This is a genomic window from Pseudomonas sp. NGC7, from assembly GCF_047159675.1.
GTDB lineage: Bacteria > Pseudomonadota > Gammaproteobacteria > Pseudomonadales > Pseudomonadaceae > Aquipseudomonas > Aquipseudomonas kermanshahensis.
Map to the genome: position 1 here is coordinate 3,616,598 of NZ_BAAFZY010000001.1, position 15,732 is coordinate 3,632,329.

The 15,732-nt window shown below is 58.7% G+C and carries 13 protein-coding genes; 8 read left to right on the plus strand and 5 right to left on the minus strand.

From position 1 onward, the window contains the following. The first annotated feature begins 10 nt into the window (after positions 1 to 10). Both ACMCNM_RS16190 and arfB read left to right on the plus strand, forming a co-directional pair. Positions 11 to 1,204 (plus strand): MFS transporter, encoded by a 1,194-nt coding sequence (locus ACMCNM_RS16190; protein ID WP_099454195.1) that lies wholly within the window; start codon positions 11 to 13, stop codon positions 1,202 to 1,204. A gap of 27 nt (positions 1,205 to 1,231) precedes the next feature. Further along, a complete protein-coding gene (gene arfB / locus ACMCNM_RS16195) occupies positions 1,232 to 1,645 on the plus strand; it encodes an alternative ribosome rescue aminoacyl-tRNA hydrolase ArfB (protein ID WP_085272877.1) in 414 nt (137 codons plus the stop codon). 24 nt (positions 1,646 to 1,669) lie between these two features. On the opposite strand, the gene ACMCNM_RS16200 is transcribed toward arfB, so the two are convergent. Genes ACMCNM_RS16200 through ACMCNM_RS16210 form a run of 3 tightly spaced genes read right to left on the minus strand, consistent with a single transcriptional unit; the run spans position 1,670 to position 4,687 of the window. Beyond that, positions 1,670 to 2,980, minus strand: a complete 1,311-nt coding sequence (locus ACMCNM_RS16200) for an MFS transporter (protein WP_172961363.1) — start codon at positions 2,978 to 2,980, stop codon at positions 1,670 to 1,672. A gap of 37 nt (positions 2,981 to 3,017) precedes the next feature. Next, on the minus strand, positions 3,018 to 3,797 hold the full coding sequence (locus ACMCNM_RS16205; RefSeq protein ID WP_412764916.1) for an SDR family NAD(P)-dependent oxidoreductase: 780 nt from the start codon (positions 3,795 to 3,797) through the stop codon (positions 3,018 to 3,020). Beyond that, complete coding sequence (locus tag ACMCNM_RS16210) at positions 3,794 to 4,687, minus strand: sugar phosphate isomerase/epimerase family protein (protein ID WP_225874370.1); 894 nt, start codon at positions 4,685 to 4,687, stop codon at positions 3,794 to 3,796. The genes ACMCNM_RS16205 and ACMCNM_RS16210 overlap by 4 nt, the downstream gene beginning before the upstream one ends. A gap of 125 nt (positions 4,688 to 4,812) precedes the next feature. Between ACMCNM_RS16210 and ACMCNM_RS16215 the strand changes: the two genes are divergently transcribed. After that, positions 4,813 to 5,733 carry a LysR substrate-binding domain-containing protein gene (locus ACMCNM_RS16215; protein ID WP_186678466.1) on the plus strand — a complete coding sequence of 307 codons (921 nt, stop codon included), beginning with the start codon at positions 4,813 to 4,815 and terminating at the stop codon, positions 5,731 to 5,733. 108 nt (positions 5,734 to 5,841) lie between these two features. On the opposite strand, the gene ACMCNM_RS16220 is transcribed toward ACMCNM_RS16215, so the two are convergent. Next, entirely contained in the window at positions 5,842 to 6,918 is a 1,077-nt protein-coding gene (locus tag ACMCNM_RS16220) for a Rieske 2Fe-2S domain-containing protein (RefSeq protein ID WP_412764917.1), read from the minus strand. Positions 6,919 to 6,954: 36 nt separating this feature from the next. Further along, the gene (locus tag ACMCNM_RS16225) at positions 6,955 to 7,908 is read right to left on the minus strand and encodes a PDR/VanB family oxidoreductase (protein ID WP_412764918.1); all 954 of its coding nucleotides are present in this window, start codon (positions 7,906 to 7,908) and stop codon (positions 6,955 to 6,957) included. Between the two features lie 285 nt (positions 7,909 to 8,193). Between ACMCNM_RS16225 and ACMCNM_RS16230 the strand changes: the two genes are divergently transcribed. The 5 genes from ACMCNM_RS16230 to ACMCNM_RS16250 all read left to right on the plus strand — a co-directional run bounded on the left by ACMCNM_RS16230 (position 8,194) and on the right by ACMCNM_RS16250 (position 15,707). Then, entirely contained in the window at positions 8,194 to 8,664 is a 471-nt protein-coding gene (locus ACMCNM_RS16230; protein ID WP_099454190.1) for a MarR family winged helix-turn-helix transcriptional regulator, read from the plus strand. A 369-nt stretch (positions 8,665 to 9,033) separates the two neighbouring features. After that, a complete protein-coding gene (locus ACMCNM_RS16235; RefSeq protein WP_412764919.1) occupies positions 9,034 to 10,713 on the plus strand; it encodes a DUF1302 domain-containing protein in 1,680 nt (559 codons plus the stop codon). A 12-nt stretch (positions 10,714 to 10,725) separates the two neighbouring features. Beyond that, the gene (locus ACMCNM_RS16240; protein WP_412764920.1) at positions 10,726 to 12,090 is read left to right on the plus strand and encodes a DUF1329 domain-containing protein; all 1,365 of its coding nucleotides are present in this window, start codon (positions 10,726 to 10,728) and stop codon (positions 12,088 to 12,090) included. 58 nt (positions 12,091 to 12,148) lie between these two features. Then, complete coding sequence (locus ACMCNM_RS16245) at positions 12,149 to 13,237, plus strand: WD40/YVTN/BNR-like repeat-containing protein (RefSeq protein ID WP_412764921.1); 1,089 nt, start codon at positions 12,149 to 12,151, stop codon at positions 13,235 to 13,237. A 4-nt stretch (positions 13,238 to 13,241) separates the two neighbouring features. Beyond that, a complete protein-coding gene (locus ACMCNM_RS16250; protein ID WP_412764922.1) occupies positions 13,242 to 15,707 on the plus strand; it encodes an efflux RND transporter permease subunit in 2,466 nt (821 codons plus the stop codon). Positions 15,708 to 15,732 lie beyond the last annotated feature (25 nt).

Consider the following 15,732-nt stretch of genomic DNA (forward strand, 5'->3'; position numbering starts at 1 on the left):
GAGAACCGCTATGAACAGCCCAGCAATACCCCTTCAACACTCAAGCCGTCACGTCTGGGGCGCTGTCCTGGCGATGTCACTATGTGCTTTTGCCCTGGTGGCTTCAGAGTTCCTGCCGGTGAGCTTGCTCACGCCGATCGCGTCCGAGTTGTCACTGACTGAAGGCCAAGCCGGGCAGGCCATTTCCATCTCGGGTTTCTTTGCTGTCATCACCAGCCTGTTGCTGGCAGCCGTGACCCAGGGGATCGACCGCAAACCGGTGCTGTTGGCCACTACTGCGCTCATGCTGGTTTCCGGCGCGATGGTGGCGTTTGCCCCGAACTACCTGACATTGATGGTAGGGCGCGCCGTGCTTGGGATTGCCATTGGTGGTTACTGGTCGATGTCCACTGCAGTGATGATGCGCATCGCGCCAGAGGCACTTATTGCGCGGGCTATTGCCGTGATGCAGGGCGGTACGGCGTTGGCCACGGCAATCGCGGCGCCCGTTGGGAGCTACCTGGGCGGCTTGATTGGCTGGAGAGGGGCATTCTTTTGCGTCGTGCCGTTGGCTGCATTGGCGTTGATCTGGCAGGCCTTCACGCTGCCGGCTATGCCGAGCCAGCGCACTCAGGTATCGGCCTTCGGCCCCCTGCGCTTGCTGGGGCACTGGAAGATCGCACTTGGCATGAGTGCAGTAGCATTCCTCTTCATGGGACAGTTCACACTCTTCACGTATCTGCGGCCTTTCCTGGAGAAGGTCACGCTTGTCGACCTGCCCACGCTCTCGCTCCTGCTGTTGCTCATTGGTGCCGCAGGTCTGCTAGGCACCCTGTTGGTGGGCGCGCTTGTTAACCGAAACCTGAACAGGATTTTGGTGGGAATACCGCTGATCATGAGCGCTATCGCATTCGCCGTGATCGCAGTGGGTACCTGGGTGGTTCCAGTCGCGTTTTTGCTCGGCCTTTGGGGACTGATCGCAACGTGTGCACCCGTGGGGTGGTTCACCTGGTTGGCCAAGGCGCTGCCGCACAATGCAGAAGCCGGTGGTGGCTTGATGGTTGCGGTGATTCAGTTGGCGATCACAGCTGGTGCCACAGTGGGCGGCTTGCTGTACGACGGGGCCGGTTACCGGGCTACCTTTATGGCCAGTGGCGTATTCTTGCTCATCGCAGCCACGCTGAGTGTTATCACAAACGCTATGGGAGATCGGCGCAGGCGGTGATAATGGGGGCAACTACAAGGGCCAGTCATGCTAACCATCTCCAATAACGTGCATCTGCCGGATGCCGAAATCGAACTGACATACATCCGCGCGCAAGGCGCGGGTGGGCAGAATGTCAACAAGGTGTCCAGCGCCGTGCACCTGCGCTTCGACATCCGTGCCTCATCGTTGCCCGAGTTCTATAAGGAGCGGCTGCTGGCGCTGCGTGACAGCCGCATCACCGGTGACGGCGTGTTGATCATCAAGGGCCAGCAGTATCGCACCCAGGAGCAGAACCGTGCTGACGCACTGGCGCGTCTTGCCGAGTTGATCATCAGTGCCGGCAAGACCGAGAAGAAACGCCGCCCCACCAAGCCGACCCTCGGCTCGAAGACCCGCCGCCTCGAAGGAAAAGCCAGGCGGAGTACGGTCAAGGCGGGTCGGGGTAGGGTGGACTTCTAGTGCGGTTAGGCCAGCACCTCTGGGTCAATGCTGTGATTGCGCCTGCAGGTTGTGAGTTGGAGCCGAAGCGGCGAGGGCAGCAGGTCTGGATGACAGGGCTGCGATTGCTGCTATCAAGGCGAGGCCACCAATGAAGCACGCGACCGGGACCCAGTCGCTACCGTTGGACATCAGTGCGTAGCACAGGCTAGGTGAGAAACCGGCAACGATGAAACTCAGCTGGGTGGCTAAGCCGACACCGGTATAGCGCACACGGATGCTGAACATCTCTGCATAGAACGAAGGCCACAGGGCATTAGGGGCGCTGTAAAGCAAAGATTTGAGTACAACAGTGCTGAAGATGATCAGACCAATGCTTCCGGTGGTGATTGACCAGAGGAAGAAGAATACCCCTGCACTGCAAGCGAATGCGCCCACCGTGAAGATTGTCTTGCGCCCAATTCGGTCACCCAACAGCCCGAACAAGGGCTGACACACCAACGCTACCGCCTGACTGGCTGCAATCGCAGTAAGCATTGAGGGCCGATCGATCCCTTGGTTATTGGTGGCCCAGGAGAGGCCAAATATCATCACAAGGGAGGAAACCGAACAGATCAATGCGCAGCAAAATACAGTAAAGAATGCGCGACGTTCGTTGCGCATGAGGTCGACGACAGGCGGAAGGTCACTGGCAGGTTTGCTTGCTTTGAACTCGGGACTTTCTTCAACGCCGCGACGGATAATCCACGTGATCACGACCATTACTGCGCTGAGCAAGAACGGAATGCGCCATCCCCAGCTCAGAAGCTGCTCTTCACTCAACATGGAGAGCGGAATGAACACTGAGGTGGCGAGGATCGACCCCATGGAGGCGCCATTGATCAACCAGCTTGTGTAGAACCCTTTACTTTTACCCGGAGCATGCTCCATGGTCAGCAAGCTGGCCCCCACCTGTTCTCCACCTGCAGAAAACCCTTGAAGCAAACGGCATAAAACCAACAGCGCTGGTGCCCACGCACCCACTGTCGCGTAAGTTGGCAGAAGGCCGATGGTGAATGTTGCGAGACCCATCAGCAGCAGCGTCATCATCAGTACTTGCTTACGGCCCCACTTGTCGCCCAGGTGACCGCAAACCAATGCGCCGATTGGGCGCGCTATGTAGCCAACGCCGAAGGTGGCAAGCGCAGCAAGCGTACCCGCCATAGGGTCATTGGAGGGGAAGAAGAGGGTGCTGAAAACCAAGGCTGCGGCAGAGCCGTAAATGAAGAAGTCGTAGTACTCGACGACGCTACCCAGGAAGCTGCCGAATGCAGCTCTGCGGGCCATGCGCCGGTGGTTTGTGGCATCTGAATGCATGGTGACACCTTTCTTGTAATTGTTTTTTCAAGAGAACTCAGCGGCTGCCAAATGGTGCCAGCTGGCTTCCGCCACAGACATGAATGACTTCGGCGGTTACGAATCCGGCGTCCCCAGAAGCCAAATAAGAAGTAGTTCCAGCAATATCCTCTGGCGTGGCCAGACGCTTCAGTGGGGTATTGCTGATAGACCCCTGCGCCATTCGCTCAAAGCTCTCTGCATCACGTCCATCCAGTGTGAATGCGGAGGGTAAGAGGCCTGGCGCAATGGCATTTACGGTGACGTTGTAGTCGGCTAATTCTCGAGCCATCGATCGTGTCAGGCCCACCAAGCCAGCCTTGCACGCCACATAGGCAGGAGGGCCGCCCGCTACCCAGCATCGCGACACCATGTTGATTACTCGACCACTTGCTTGTCGCTGCCAGTAGGGGGCGACGTGCTGGCAAATCAACGCTGGAGCGCGGAGGTTTACAGCCATCATGTGATCCCATTTCGCGACGTCGAAGTCGTAGATAGAACCTCGGTGGTTAACGGCAGCGTTGTTGACCACAACGTCGATGCGACCAAACTGCTGACCCACCTGCTCGACCATTTCACGGATCGACGCGGGAATGCCAAGATCAGCCTGGACTGCAACGGCACATTGGTCGGGCGCCAGTTGAAGCTGTTTCAAGAAGCCCTGAGTCGCTTCCAAGTCGATATCAACGGCCGCAATGTGCATTCCATCTTTGGCTAAGCGAATGCAGATTGCCCGCCCCAGTTCTCCAGCGGCGCCGGTGACGAGTGCAACGCGGCGATTTTCATGTGTTGTATTCATGGGCACGGTACCTCAGGGCTTGTTTCGCAAGCGACGGTGGTCATATTCATGTAGCGACGCACAAGATCCCGGTTCCGGGACAGCTTCGATACGTCGATGTGGCTCGAATCAAAATCCTCAATTGAGATCCAGTCGTCGAAACCGTTTTTTCGGAGCGTTTTCAGCATGGATTGAAGCGGTAGCACCCCCTCATCCGGCGGGCACCATTCCCAGCGCCAGCCCTCGCCAGGGGCCTGCGGAACGTACGCCACATTTTTAACTTGCACGTGAGCGAGGTAATCGCCCATCAGATCCAGCGACAGCTGCACGTCCTCTCGCCCCTCGATTGCGAGGTTGCCTAGGTCGTAAATGATGCCCAGCTGCTGCGCCGGATAGTGCTCAGCGATTCGCATCGCAAGCGAAGGGCTAGAGCAGATGGTTCGTTGGTGGACTTCAAGCGCGAGCTGAATACCTGCTTTTTCGGCGAGCGGGACAATGTCATCGAGGAAGCGGCGCATAGTCGAATAGCCGGCGGCATAACGCTGATTCTCGTAGCCAGGGCCCCAGAGTCGAAGTCGGGCTTGACCTGCTTGAGCGGCCAGGTCAATGAGGAGACGCGCATTTTCAATGTCCCCGACAGCCAGGTAAGGGCTTAGCCCAAAAATCTCGAGGCCGTGCGACTGGCAGTGACGGTAAATGCGATCAATAGCCTGATGAGTCGGAGGCACGGTACAGCGGTTATTGCTTCGCGCGTCCCATGGGCGCCCAGCATCCAGGTTATCGACGTTTGCCACCCGCCATTCCACACCTTGGTAGCCTTCCCGCGCTAAGTGCTCGACAAGGTGTTCGGGGGAAAGCGTAGGCAGCGAAGCGCTGGAGACGCCTAAACGCGGCGTTTTTTGTTGTGTCATATACAGCACCTTAATCACACCCCTAGGTGGTGGGGTGGCTGGATGCTAAATCAAACAGCAGGTTCATGAAATTGATATAAAAGCCACCTTTGGTTAACCTGTGGGTTGATAAACAGAGGTGTTGAATGAAGCCATCACCCATCAGTCTTCGTCATTTCAGGGTGTTCCTCGCAGTCGTTAGCTCTGGCAGCCTTGTGACGGCTGCCAAGCTTCTTCACATCACGCTGTCGGCGGTATCCAAAAGCATCAAGGAGCTTGAGCAGGAACTGGACGCCCAGTTGCTGGTGCGTGGGCGAAAAGGGGTACAACTGACGCAAGCGGGCGAGGCGTTCAGCAAGCATGCCACTCAGACCATGGCCAACTTCCGGCTGGCCATGGAGGAAGTGAAAGATGTGCCCCAAGCACCTCAGGTTTTGAAAGTGGGTGCGTTACCGACTGCTGCTGGTTACATGCTTGCACCTGTCGTAGAGCAGATGCGGCAACGATATCCCCATATTCAGGTGCAGGTCGCTTCCGGTATTTACGATTACCTGGTGGGCAAGCTGAGAACGCGTGAACTCGACTTGATCGTGGGCCGCTTGATCGGACGGGACATGGTAGGTGTGGTGTTTGAAGCACTCTACGAAGAGGATCTGGTGCTTGTGGTACGCAGTGGCCACCCATTGACCCGGCAGCGTCATCTTGGTTTGGAAGATCTGCGCCCCTACACGCTCGTCGTTTCGCCGCACGGGACCTTGGTGCGGATCAGCGTCGACAATTTTCTATTATCCAAGGGCGGGGTTGAGGGATTTCAAATACAGGAATCTCTGAGCGAGACATTCTCGCGAGTGTATGTGCAAGATTTCGATGGGGTGTGGTTTGTTCAGCGGGGGGTGGTCGATCTGGATATACGCATGGGGTTAGTTCAGCAATTGCCGTTCAGCAGCACACTGCTTCGTGCGCCGATAGGATTGACGTCCCCGACAGACCGGCCATTATCAGAGGCGGCGACCGTTTTTGCCGAGCTGTTGAGGCAATGGTGTGCTCAAGTGCAGCCCAAAAACTGAGTGACTGGATGGGCCTCAATATCGACTGACCTGCAGCAGGTGGTGATGGGGGACGATCCCGCTCGCCCCCGTAGCCTGATAACCGCACGATATAAATGCACTGGGCATTCAGCGGGTGGCGTGACAAAGCCTTTCTATGATCCGGCGGGCCCTGTTGGCACCGACGTCAACATGAATATCAATCATCTGCCGTTCACCGAATCGACACAGGTTCTTGTATTGAGATTCGATAACAACTTTGTCCTCATCAAATGTCATCATGGTTTGCTCAACTACTTTCGCTTTAACTTCTTCGTGATTGCTTTCCGGGTTGGTGGCGATGGTCCAGAAGTAATGGCTAGTGGTTTCGGTTTCCGGGGTCACGCCGTGGAAGCCGCGCATGTGGAAGCCGCCCCGCTGCGGATTGTCCAGGGGCTCGGTTCCGGCATCTACAGCGCCGGTCCAAATACGCAAGTGGCTGATATGAAACTCAATTTCCTGCCAGCGATCGACAGTGCCCTTGAATGGGTAGGCGGCGATATAGGTCGGAGGTGGGACGGAGTCAGGCATGTGTCGAACAACGCGAACCGAATGGTCGTCACTTTCTACCGTCATCAGGGCATTCATGTGAACGCTGGCGTTGCCGCCAATGGTGCGTAGGTGGACATAGCCCAAATGGCTTAGATCCATCAAGTTGTCGTGTATGAGCTGATAGGGCGCGTCGTAGTGATACACGTCACCCTCAAAAAGATAATGCCCATTCGTGTGAACATCGTAGGCAGGAGGTTCATCGATAGGCTCTGGGTGTTCGGGGCTGCCAAACCAGATCCAAACGATCTGGTCTTTTTCAACCACGTGAAAGGCTGCCACTTTTGCTTTGCTAGGTATTTTTTCCTGGCCGGGGACCTCAATGCATTTACCGGCTTCATTGAACAAGAGACCGTGATAGCCGCAGCGAAGGCCGCTGGCTTCAAGTGTTCCATCAGACAGCGGTAGCGCCCTGTGACAGCATCGGTCTTCGAGTGCCGCCACCTTGCCATCCGCGGTGCGGAACATCACGACTGATGTGTTCAGCAAGGTTCGGCCCAAGGGACGATCCTTGAGTTCCCAGCCCAACGCAGCCACATACCATTGATTGAGCGGGAATGTGGAAGGCTTGGCGGGTGCAATATCCTGGGCGAGTGACTGAAGGGGAGAGGCAGTCATAGGAGTCTCCGTTGCAGTGAATGTGTTGGTTAGAGATCAGAGGTCAAGTACGAGTCGAGGTGACTTTGCCCGGGAGCAGCACGGCGTGAAGCAATCATTCCTGGCGTGTTCATCGGCGGTCATGAATTGATCCCTGTGATCCGGGATACCCTCCAGCACGCGTGTCACGCATGTCCCACACACGCCTTGTTCGCAGGATGTTTGAACTTCAATTCCAGCGTCGTCCAACACCTCGAATACGCTGCGGTCGACTGGAATTTCAAAGGTTCTACCGCTCCTGGCGAGCACTACCTCGAAGGGCGTGTTCGAACCCTGGTCACTGATCTGGCCCGCAAAGAACTCCCGATGCATGCGCGCTTGCGGCCAGCCGGCAGCCTCGCCGGTTTCCAGAATGTGGTTCATGAAGCCGGTGGGGCCGCACACATACAGATGGCAACCTTGATCGACCCTATCGAGAATGGCGGCGGCATTCAGTTTTTGCTGCTGCACGCCGCTGTCATCATGGAAAGTGATGCGGTCCGCGAACGGCGCATGAGCAAGTGCGTTAACGAATGCTGCACGGTCGCTGGAGCGGAAGCAGTAATGAAGCTCGAACTCCAGGCTGCGATGCGAAAGCTCATAAGCCATGGCCAGGATTGGGGTAATACCAATGCCCCCGGCAAACAGCAGGTGGCGCTTTGCGCGGTGGTCGAGCTGGAACAGATTGCGTGGCGCACTGATCGTCAGCGTTTGACCTTGCTCTACAGCTGAGTGCATTGCCTGCGAGCCACCGCGGGAGCTAGGCTCCCTCAGAACACTGATGAGATAGCGATTACGCTCTCGTGGATCATTGCACAGCGAGTACTGGCGAATGAACCCGCCTGGTACATGAACGTCGATGTGGGCACCGGCTTCAAATGGCGGAAGTGATCCGCCATCCAAGGGGCTCAATTCAAAGCTGCAAACACCTTCTGCTTCGATTGCCTTGCGGCTGACGTTGACTTCAAACATGACTCATCCCTCCACATTCAAGTGGCTATTGAAAAATCACAGGTAAAAGATCGACCGGGAGGAGGTCAGCCTGGCGCGAATGGCGGCAGCTCTGGCTTGCAGCCAGGGACGCGGGAAGTGACTCGGTGACGGGTGTTCATGGCACTACCTGATAATTATTTTTGTGAGGTGCTGTGACGGCATATCATGCTGGGCTGGCCCCAGCTATCGGTTGAGTAAATCCTCGGACCAATTGGTTGCGGTGTCAACTAATTTTCTTCAAGGCCAATTTAAGGTGTGCTCTCGATGTCCTCAGCCCCCCAGCTAGACCTCGCCCGCTATGTGCCCGCGCTGCTGAATTTTCTGTCGAACAAACTCTCCTCAGGGGCTTCGCAGTGCTATCGAAAACACTTCGGGATTGGCGTTGTGGAGTGGAGGATGCTGTCCATGCTGGCAGTGGAAAGCGGGATAACGGCGAATCGTATCTGCCAGGTGATCGGCCTCGACAAAAGTGCTGTTAGCCGCTCTCTACAGGCGCTGGAGGTGGCAGGGCGAGTTCGTACGGAAGTAGATCCTGCTGACGGAAGGCGCTACACCGTTTCGCTTACCGAGAGCGGTGTGCAGTTGTACAACCGGGTCTTGATGGTTGCGCTTGAACGAGAGCGTCGCTTGCTGAGTGGCCTCTCGTCAGCCGAAGTCGATACCTTGATTAACTTGCTTGGACGCTTGAACAGCCAGGTCTCTCACGTCAACGACTACGATCCAGAGAACCCCTGAGCGTGATGACCATGATCTTCATCCGTTCGACGACCAAGCTGCACCTGAGATAACACTACCGGCTACCGGCGCCCCTTCCGGTATCAACCTTCCAGGCTGCCTTCGCACCTTTGCGCGGGCATACCCCCCCTCGGACCATCGCAACCGCACTATTCAATGCTTGGCCACAAGTATCGCGATTGCCGATAGGTCACATCCCAACAAGCGATTAGTCAGAGCCCTGCACTGAGGTCAACCTGTCCCCGTCGTCTGGTCTATCCCGCCAGCTGACTTCACCTCGGCAGGTCGATCGCATCGATCCCGTTCGCCTCGTCCGGCCGTGGTGGAAAAGAAAATTGCCAACAAAAACAATAAAAGAGGGTTCGTTCGATGGCTATTCGCTCCATCGCCGCAGCGCGGCGTGCGCCTTTCACTCTGACGCTCGCCACTGCCTTGGTCTGCGGTCTTCCATGTGCCCAGGCGTTTGAAGTGCAGACCGACAACCCTGACCTCAGTCTGCGGTGGGACAACACGCTCAAGTACAGCTCTGCCTGGCGCCTGAAGGACCAAAGCAGCAAGCTCAGCAGCGGCTCGGTGGCGTTGAACCAGGACGATGGCGACCGCAACTTTGACAAGGGCCTGATCTCCAACCGCCTGGATGTACTCTCTGAACTGGACATTGGCTACCGCGAATACGGCGCGCGAATCAGTGGCGCGGGCTGGTTCGATACCGAATACCAGAAAGACAACGACAACAATGACCCGACGCGGGCCAACCAGCGTTCGGTTGCCTACGACGAATTCACCGACGATACCCGCCACTTGCACGGCGGCGACGGCGAGCTACTGGATGCCTTTGTCTACTGGAACGGTGATCTGGCCGACCGCGCGCTCTCGGTACGTCTGGGCCGCCACGGGCTGATCTGGGGTGAAAGCCTGTTCTTCGGCGCCAACGGTATCGCTGGCGGTATGGCACCGGTAGACGTGGTCAAGGCAGTGTCGGTACCCAACACCCAGTTCAAGGAAATCACCCGGCCGGTCAGCCAGCTGTCGACCACCTATCAACTGACCGATGCATTGTCAGTCGGCGCTTACTACCAGTTCGAATGGGAAGAAACCCGTTTGCCGGGGGCTGGCAGCTATTTTTCGGTGAGCGACACCATTGGCGAAGGTAACGAGCGACTGATTGTCGGCGCACCGTTCCCGCCATTTCTGGGCGGCAACCCCGGCAGCCCGGCAGCCTTTTTCCACGGCAACGACAAAGAAGCCAAGAGCTCGGGGCAGGGCGGCCTGCAGTTGCGCTACACCGCCGACACCGTTGAGTACGGCCTTTACGCCATCCAGTACCACGACAAATCCCCCAAGCTGTACTTGAAGCCAAGCGCTACCGGACCGAACTTCGCCACTGGCCAGATCGGCGAATACTACTGGGTCTATCCCGAAGAGATCCGTGCACTGGGCGCAAGCTTTGCCACCACGCTGAATGAGTACAGCTTCGCCGGTGAAGCCTCCATGCGCTGGAATATGCCGCTGGTTTCCAACGGCCAGACCGTTACGCCGGGCATGATTGCCGACAATGACGACCATCCGCTTTATGCCGTGGGCCGCACGGCGCACCTGAACCTCAACATGCTGGCGTCGCTGGGCCCCTCGTTCATCGCCAATGAGGCAAGCCTGGTCGGCGAAATCGCTTGGAACCGCTTGCTCAGTGTCACCAAGAACCGTGCTGCGCTTGACCCGAGCGCTACCGACGACGGCGTTGGCATCAAGCTGGTGTACAGCCCGACATATCGGCAGATTTTCCCTGGCATCGACCTCAGTGTGCCAGTGGGCGTCAGCTATTTCCCCATGGGCAAATCGGCGGTGATCAGCAGCTTCGGCCCGGACCGCGGTGGCGATTTCAACATCGGCCTGAGTGCCACCTACCTGGACCGAGTCACCTTCGGCCTGACCTACACCCACTACTACGGCCCAGAGGACACCAACCTCAACGCCGCCAGCCAGTTTACGTTCAAACAATCACTGAAAGACCGGGACTACCTGGCCTTCTCGGTCAAAACAACATTCTGAGGGGACGCGTGCATGAACATTCCTTTCTCACTCAAGCACTTTTGTGTGGTCCTGCTCGGCGCTGCCGCGCTCAGTTTGCAACCCGTGCAAGCCGCTGGCCCGGATGATCTGGGCAAGCAACTGACGCCGCTGGGCGCTGAGCGCGCCGGTAACGCCGACGGCAGCATTCCGGCCTGGGACGGCGGCTACACCAAGGTGGACCCCGCGTTCAAAGAGGGTGGCAAGCGCGGCGATCCGTTTGCCGCTGACAAACCGCTGTTCAGCATCACTAGCAAGAACATGGACCAGTACGCGGCCAAACTCAGCGATGGCACCAAAGCCATGTTCAAGCGTTACCCGGACACCTATCGCATCGACGTTTATCCAACCCGGCGCAGCGCTGCAGCTCCGCAATGGGTGTACGACAACACCCTGAACAATGCCAAGCACGCCAAGCTGGTGCAAAGCAGTGCAGGCCTTGTGCCCGAAGGTGCCTACGGCGGTATTCCGTTCCCGATCCCGAAAGACGGCACAGAGGCGATGTGGAACCACATCCTCAACTGGCGCGGCACGTCACTGGCGATGGATTTCCGGCATTACCTGATCACCGCCGATGGTGCTCAAGTGCTCACCACTGACGGCAAAGCGGTGCAGGAGATGCCGTATTACTACAAGGATGGTAACGCCGCCAGCTTCGACGGTGACTATTGGCTGTTCCGCCTGCTCAACGTTGGCCCGCCATTGCGGGCAGGCGAACAAATCATGGGACGTACCAACCTCAATGGCGACAAGTCTGAGGCCCACGTCTACCTGACCGGCCAACGACGAGTGCGCAAGCTGCCCAACGCCTGCTGCGACACCCCTACGCCGGCGACTGCAGGCGTGATGTCGTTCGATGAGCTGAGTGTGTTCCAAGGTCGGCTGGACCGCTTCAACTGGAAGTTGGTGGGCAAGCAAGAGATGTACATCCCCTACAACACCAACAAGGTCCAGGCTGCCGGCAAGCCTGAAGACCTGTTCGACAAACATCACCTGAACCCCGACCAAGTGCGCTGGGAGCTCCATCGTGTGTGGGTGGTAGACGCAGAACTTGCACCCGGCAAGCGTCACCAGTTGCCCAAAGGGCGGTACTACCTCGACGAGGACACATGGCAAGCCATGCTCGGTGATCGCTGGGACGCCAATGGCCAGTTGGCCAAGACCCTGTGGTCGCTGCCTGCGGTGATGCCAGACCTACCGGCGGTGGCCCAGTTGTCTTCGGGCTTCTACGACCTGGTGTCCGGTGCCTGGTTCATCCAGAACGTTTACACCGGCAAAGCTCAGCAGTACGCCTTGGTCGAACGTTACAAACCTGCTGAATTCTCACCTGCCGCAATGGCCGGGCGCGGCGTGCGCTGACGATGTTCAGGGGAGGGTGCATAGCGCCTTCCCCTCCTGCGACAGAATCGAGGTAGATATGAACACACTGCGTCAGTTGAGTGGCCTGTTGTTGGCCCTCCTTATGCCTTTTGCGCCTTATTGCCTGGCTCAAGGGCTGGTGGTCGGCGACGTACTACAGAGCCCGGCGGCCAAGGTTGCCAACCCTCAGCGCGGGGTTTTCACTGCCCTGGCCTTGGCGGGCCAGCGCCTGGTGGCGGTAGGTGAACGCGGTCTGATCCTGCTATCCGATGACAACGGCGAGCATTGGCGTCAAGCCAGCGTGCCGGTATCGGTGGGGCTCACCGCAGTGCAGTTTGCCGATGCCAATGTCGGCTGGGCCGTGGGCCATGGCGGTGTGGTACTGGGGACGGGCGACGGTGGCGAAAGCTGGCGACTTCAGCTCGATGGCCTGCGTGCAGCGCAGCTTGAATTGCAGGCAGCGCAAAGCGCGCTGTCGAACCAGGCGGATGACGAAGTGGCGCAAGTACGCGTACAAACCGCCGAACGCCTGCTTGCTGAAGGGCCCGACAAACCACTCCTGGCGCTATCAGCCCGTGACACCAAGCATGTGCTGGTGGTCGGTGCCTACGGCCTGGCTTTGCGCAGCGATGACGGCGGCGCTAGCTGGCATTCAGCGATGGGCCAGATCGATAACCCAATGGGCCTGCACCTGTATGCCGTGGCGTACCAAGGTAATGACTTGGTGCTGGCCGGCGAGCAGGGCTACTTAGCGCGGGCGCTGGACGGAGAACACTTCCAACAGATAAGCAGCCCCTATGCCGGCACGCTGTTCACCTTGGCAGCGCGCGGCGACGGTGCACTGCTCATTGGCGGGCTCAAAGGCCACGCGTTTGTCCTGGCGCCCGGGACCGAGCGCGCCGAAGCGTTGCCGACCCTGGCGCCGGTGTCCTTCAGTGATGCCAGTGTTTTAAACGATGGTCGCGTGCTGCTGGCCAATCAAGCGGGCGGATTGTTTGCAAGCGCTCCCTCGGGATTCACCCCGGTCTCCGAATCATTGCGCAAACCGGTCTCAGGCATCGTCCAGGCCGCCGATGGCAGCCTCGTTGCCGCGGGGTTCTCCGGGCTTTCGCGCCTGCCACAGCCCACCGTTTCCGCTTCGGAGTGAGTCAATGAATTCCGCTCGCCAAACCCTGTCATCCGCGTCCGATAGCTTCGATCCTCGCTCTGGATCGCTGATCGAACGCGCACTGTTCAATCACCGCCATTGGGTGCTGTTGCTGTGCCTGCTGACCACCGTGCTGCTCGGCTGGCAGTCGGGCCGCCTGGAGCTCAATGCCAGCTTCGAGAAGATGATCCCCACCGGGCACCCCTACATCGCCAACTACCTGGACAACCAGAAGGATTTGTCCGGAATCGGCAATGCGGTGCGTATCGCCGTCACCAACCGCCACGGTGATATCTACGACGCCGATTACCTGCGTACCCTGCAGGCGCTGAGCGACCAGATCTACCTGTTGCCGGGTGTTGACCGCGCCTACATGAAGTCGCTGTGGACGCCTGCCACCCGTTGGGTTTCGGTGACCGAAGAGGGCCTGGACGGCGGCCCGGTGATTCCTGATGAATACGATGGCAGCCCGTCATCGCTGGGCGAACTGCGGCGCAACGTGCAATTGTCCAACGAGATCGGTCAATTGGTAGCCTTCGACCAGCGCTCCAGCATCATCTACGTGCCGCTGATGGCGCGCACACCCGATGGCAAGCCGTTGGACTACCGGGTGTTGTCCGATCAGTTGGAGACCCTGCGGGCGAAGTACCAGAGCGACAGCGTCGATATCCACATCACCGGTTTCGCCAAGAAAGTCGGTGACCTGATCGAAGGCCTGGAGCAGATCCTGCTGTTCTTCGCTGTTGCCATTCTGATCACCACGGTGGTGCTCTACGGCTACACGCGTTGTGTGCGCAGTACCTTGCTGGTGGTGTTCTGCTCGCTGGTGGCGGTGGTCTGGCAGCTTGGCCTGCTGCCCCTACTGGGCTACGAACTGGACCCCTATTCGGTGCTGGTGCCGTTCCTGGTGTTCGCCATTGGCATGAGCCACGGCGCGCAGAAAATGAACGGCATCATGCAGGACATCGGTCGCGGTATGCACCGCGTGGTGGCTGCGCGTTTCACCTTCCGCCGACTGTTCCTCGCAGGCCTCACTGCGCTGCTGTGCGATGCCGTGGGCTTTGCCGTTTTGATGCTTATCCAGATCCAGGTGATCCAGGACCTGGCGATCATCGCCAGCATCGGTGTGGCCGTGCTGATCTTCACCAACCTGATCCTGCTACCGGTGCTGCTCTCCTATGTCGGCGTCAGTCCTCGCGCTGCTGCGTTGAGCCTTAGAAGCGAGCGGGCCGAGGAGGGGGGCCAGGTGCGTCATGCATTCTGGCGCTTCCTTGACCTGTTCACCCGCAAGCCCTGGGCCGCCGTCTGCGTGGTTGTCAGCCTGGTGATGGCAGTGCTCGGCTTTCTGGTCAGCCTGAACTTGGCCATCGGCGATCTTGACGCCGGGGCCCCAGAGTTGCGCGCCGACTCGCGCTACAACCTGGACGATGCCTTCATGACCCGCAGTTACGGGGCCAGCAGCGATCTTTTCGCGATCATGGTGCGTACACCAAACAGCGCCTGTGCACGCTACGACATCCTGCGCAAGGTCGATGAGCTGGACTGGCAACTGCGCAGCCTGCCGGGCGTGGACTCGACCAACTCGCTGGCGCTGCTCAACCGTCGGATGCTGGTAGGTCTCTCCGAAGGCAGCCCAAAGTGGTACGAACTGCAGAACAACCAGGCGATGCTCAACATGATCACCGCCAGCGCGCCGCGCGGCCTGTACAACGAGTCGTGCAACTTGCTCACGCTCTATGTCTACCTCTCCGACCACAAGGCGCAAACGCTGACCCGGCTGGTGGAGCACGTCGAAGCCTTCGCCGCTGCCAACGACACCGACGAAGTCAAATTCCAGTTGGCTGCCGGTAACGCCGGGATCGAGGCCGCTACCAACATCGTGGTCAAGGAAGCCAATCGCGAGATGCTGTTCTGGGTCTACGGCGCGGTGATCTTGCTGTGTCTGATCACCTTCCGCTCCTGGCGCGCCACCCTCTGTGCGGTGATCCCGCTGATGCTTACCTCCATTCTCTGCGAGGCGTTGATGGTCTGGCTGGGCATCGGCGTCAAGGTCGCCACCTTGCCGGTGATCGCCTTGGGCGTGGGCATTGGCGTCGACTACGCGCTGTATGTGATGAGCATCATGCTTGGCCACCTGCGCCAGGGCGCCAGCCTTTCCGAAGCCTATTACCGCGCGCTGGTCTCCACCGGCAAGGTGGTGATGCTCACTGGCGTGACCCTGGCCATCGGCGTCGGCACCTGGATCTTCTCGCCCATCAAGTTCCAGGCCGACATGGGCGTGCTATTGGCCTTCATGTTCGTCTGGAACATGGTCGGCGCACTGCTACTGTTGCCAGCGCTCGCCTATTTCCTGCTGCCAGCGACCCGCCGCAGCGATGCAGTCGTCGGCGCCGAGCCAGTCGCCGATATGCAGCCCGGCAAGGCAGCCGCCACGGGTCGCCCGTTGTTGCTGGATACCGCCACCCGCTGACCTTCGCCCCAACAACAAGAGCACA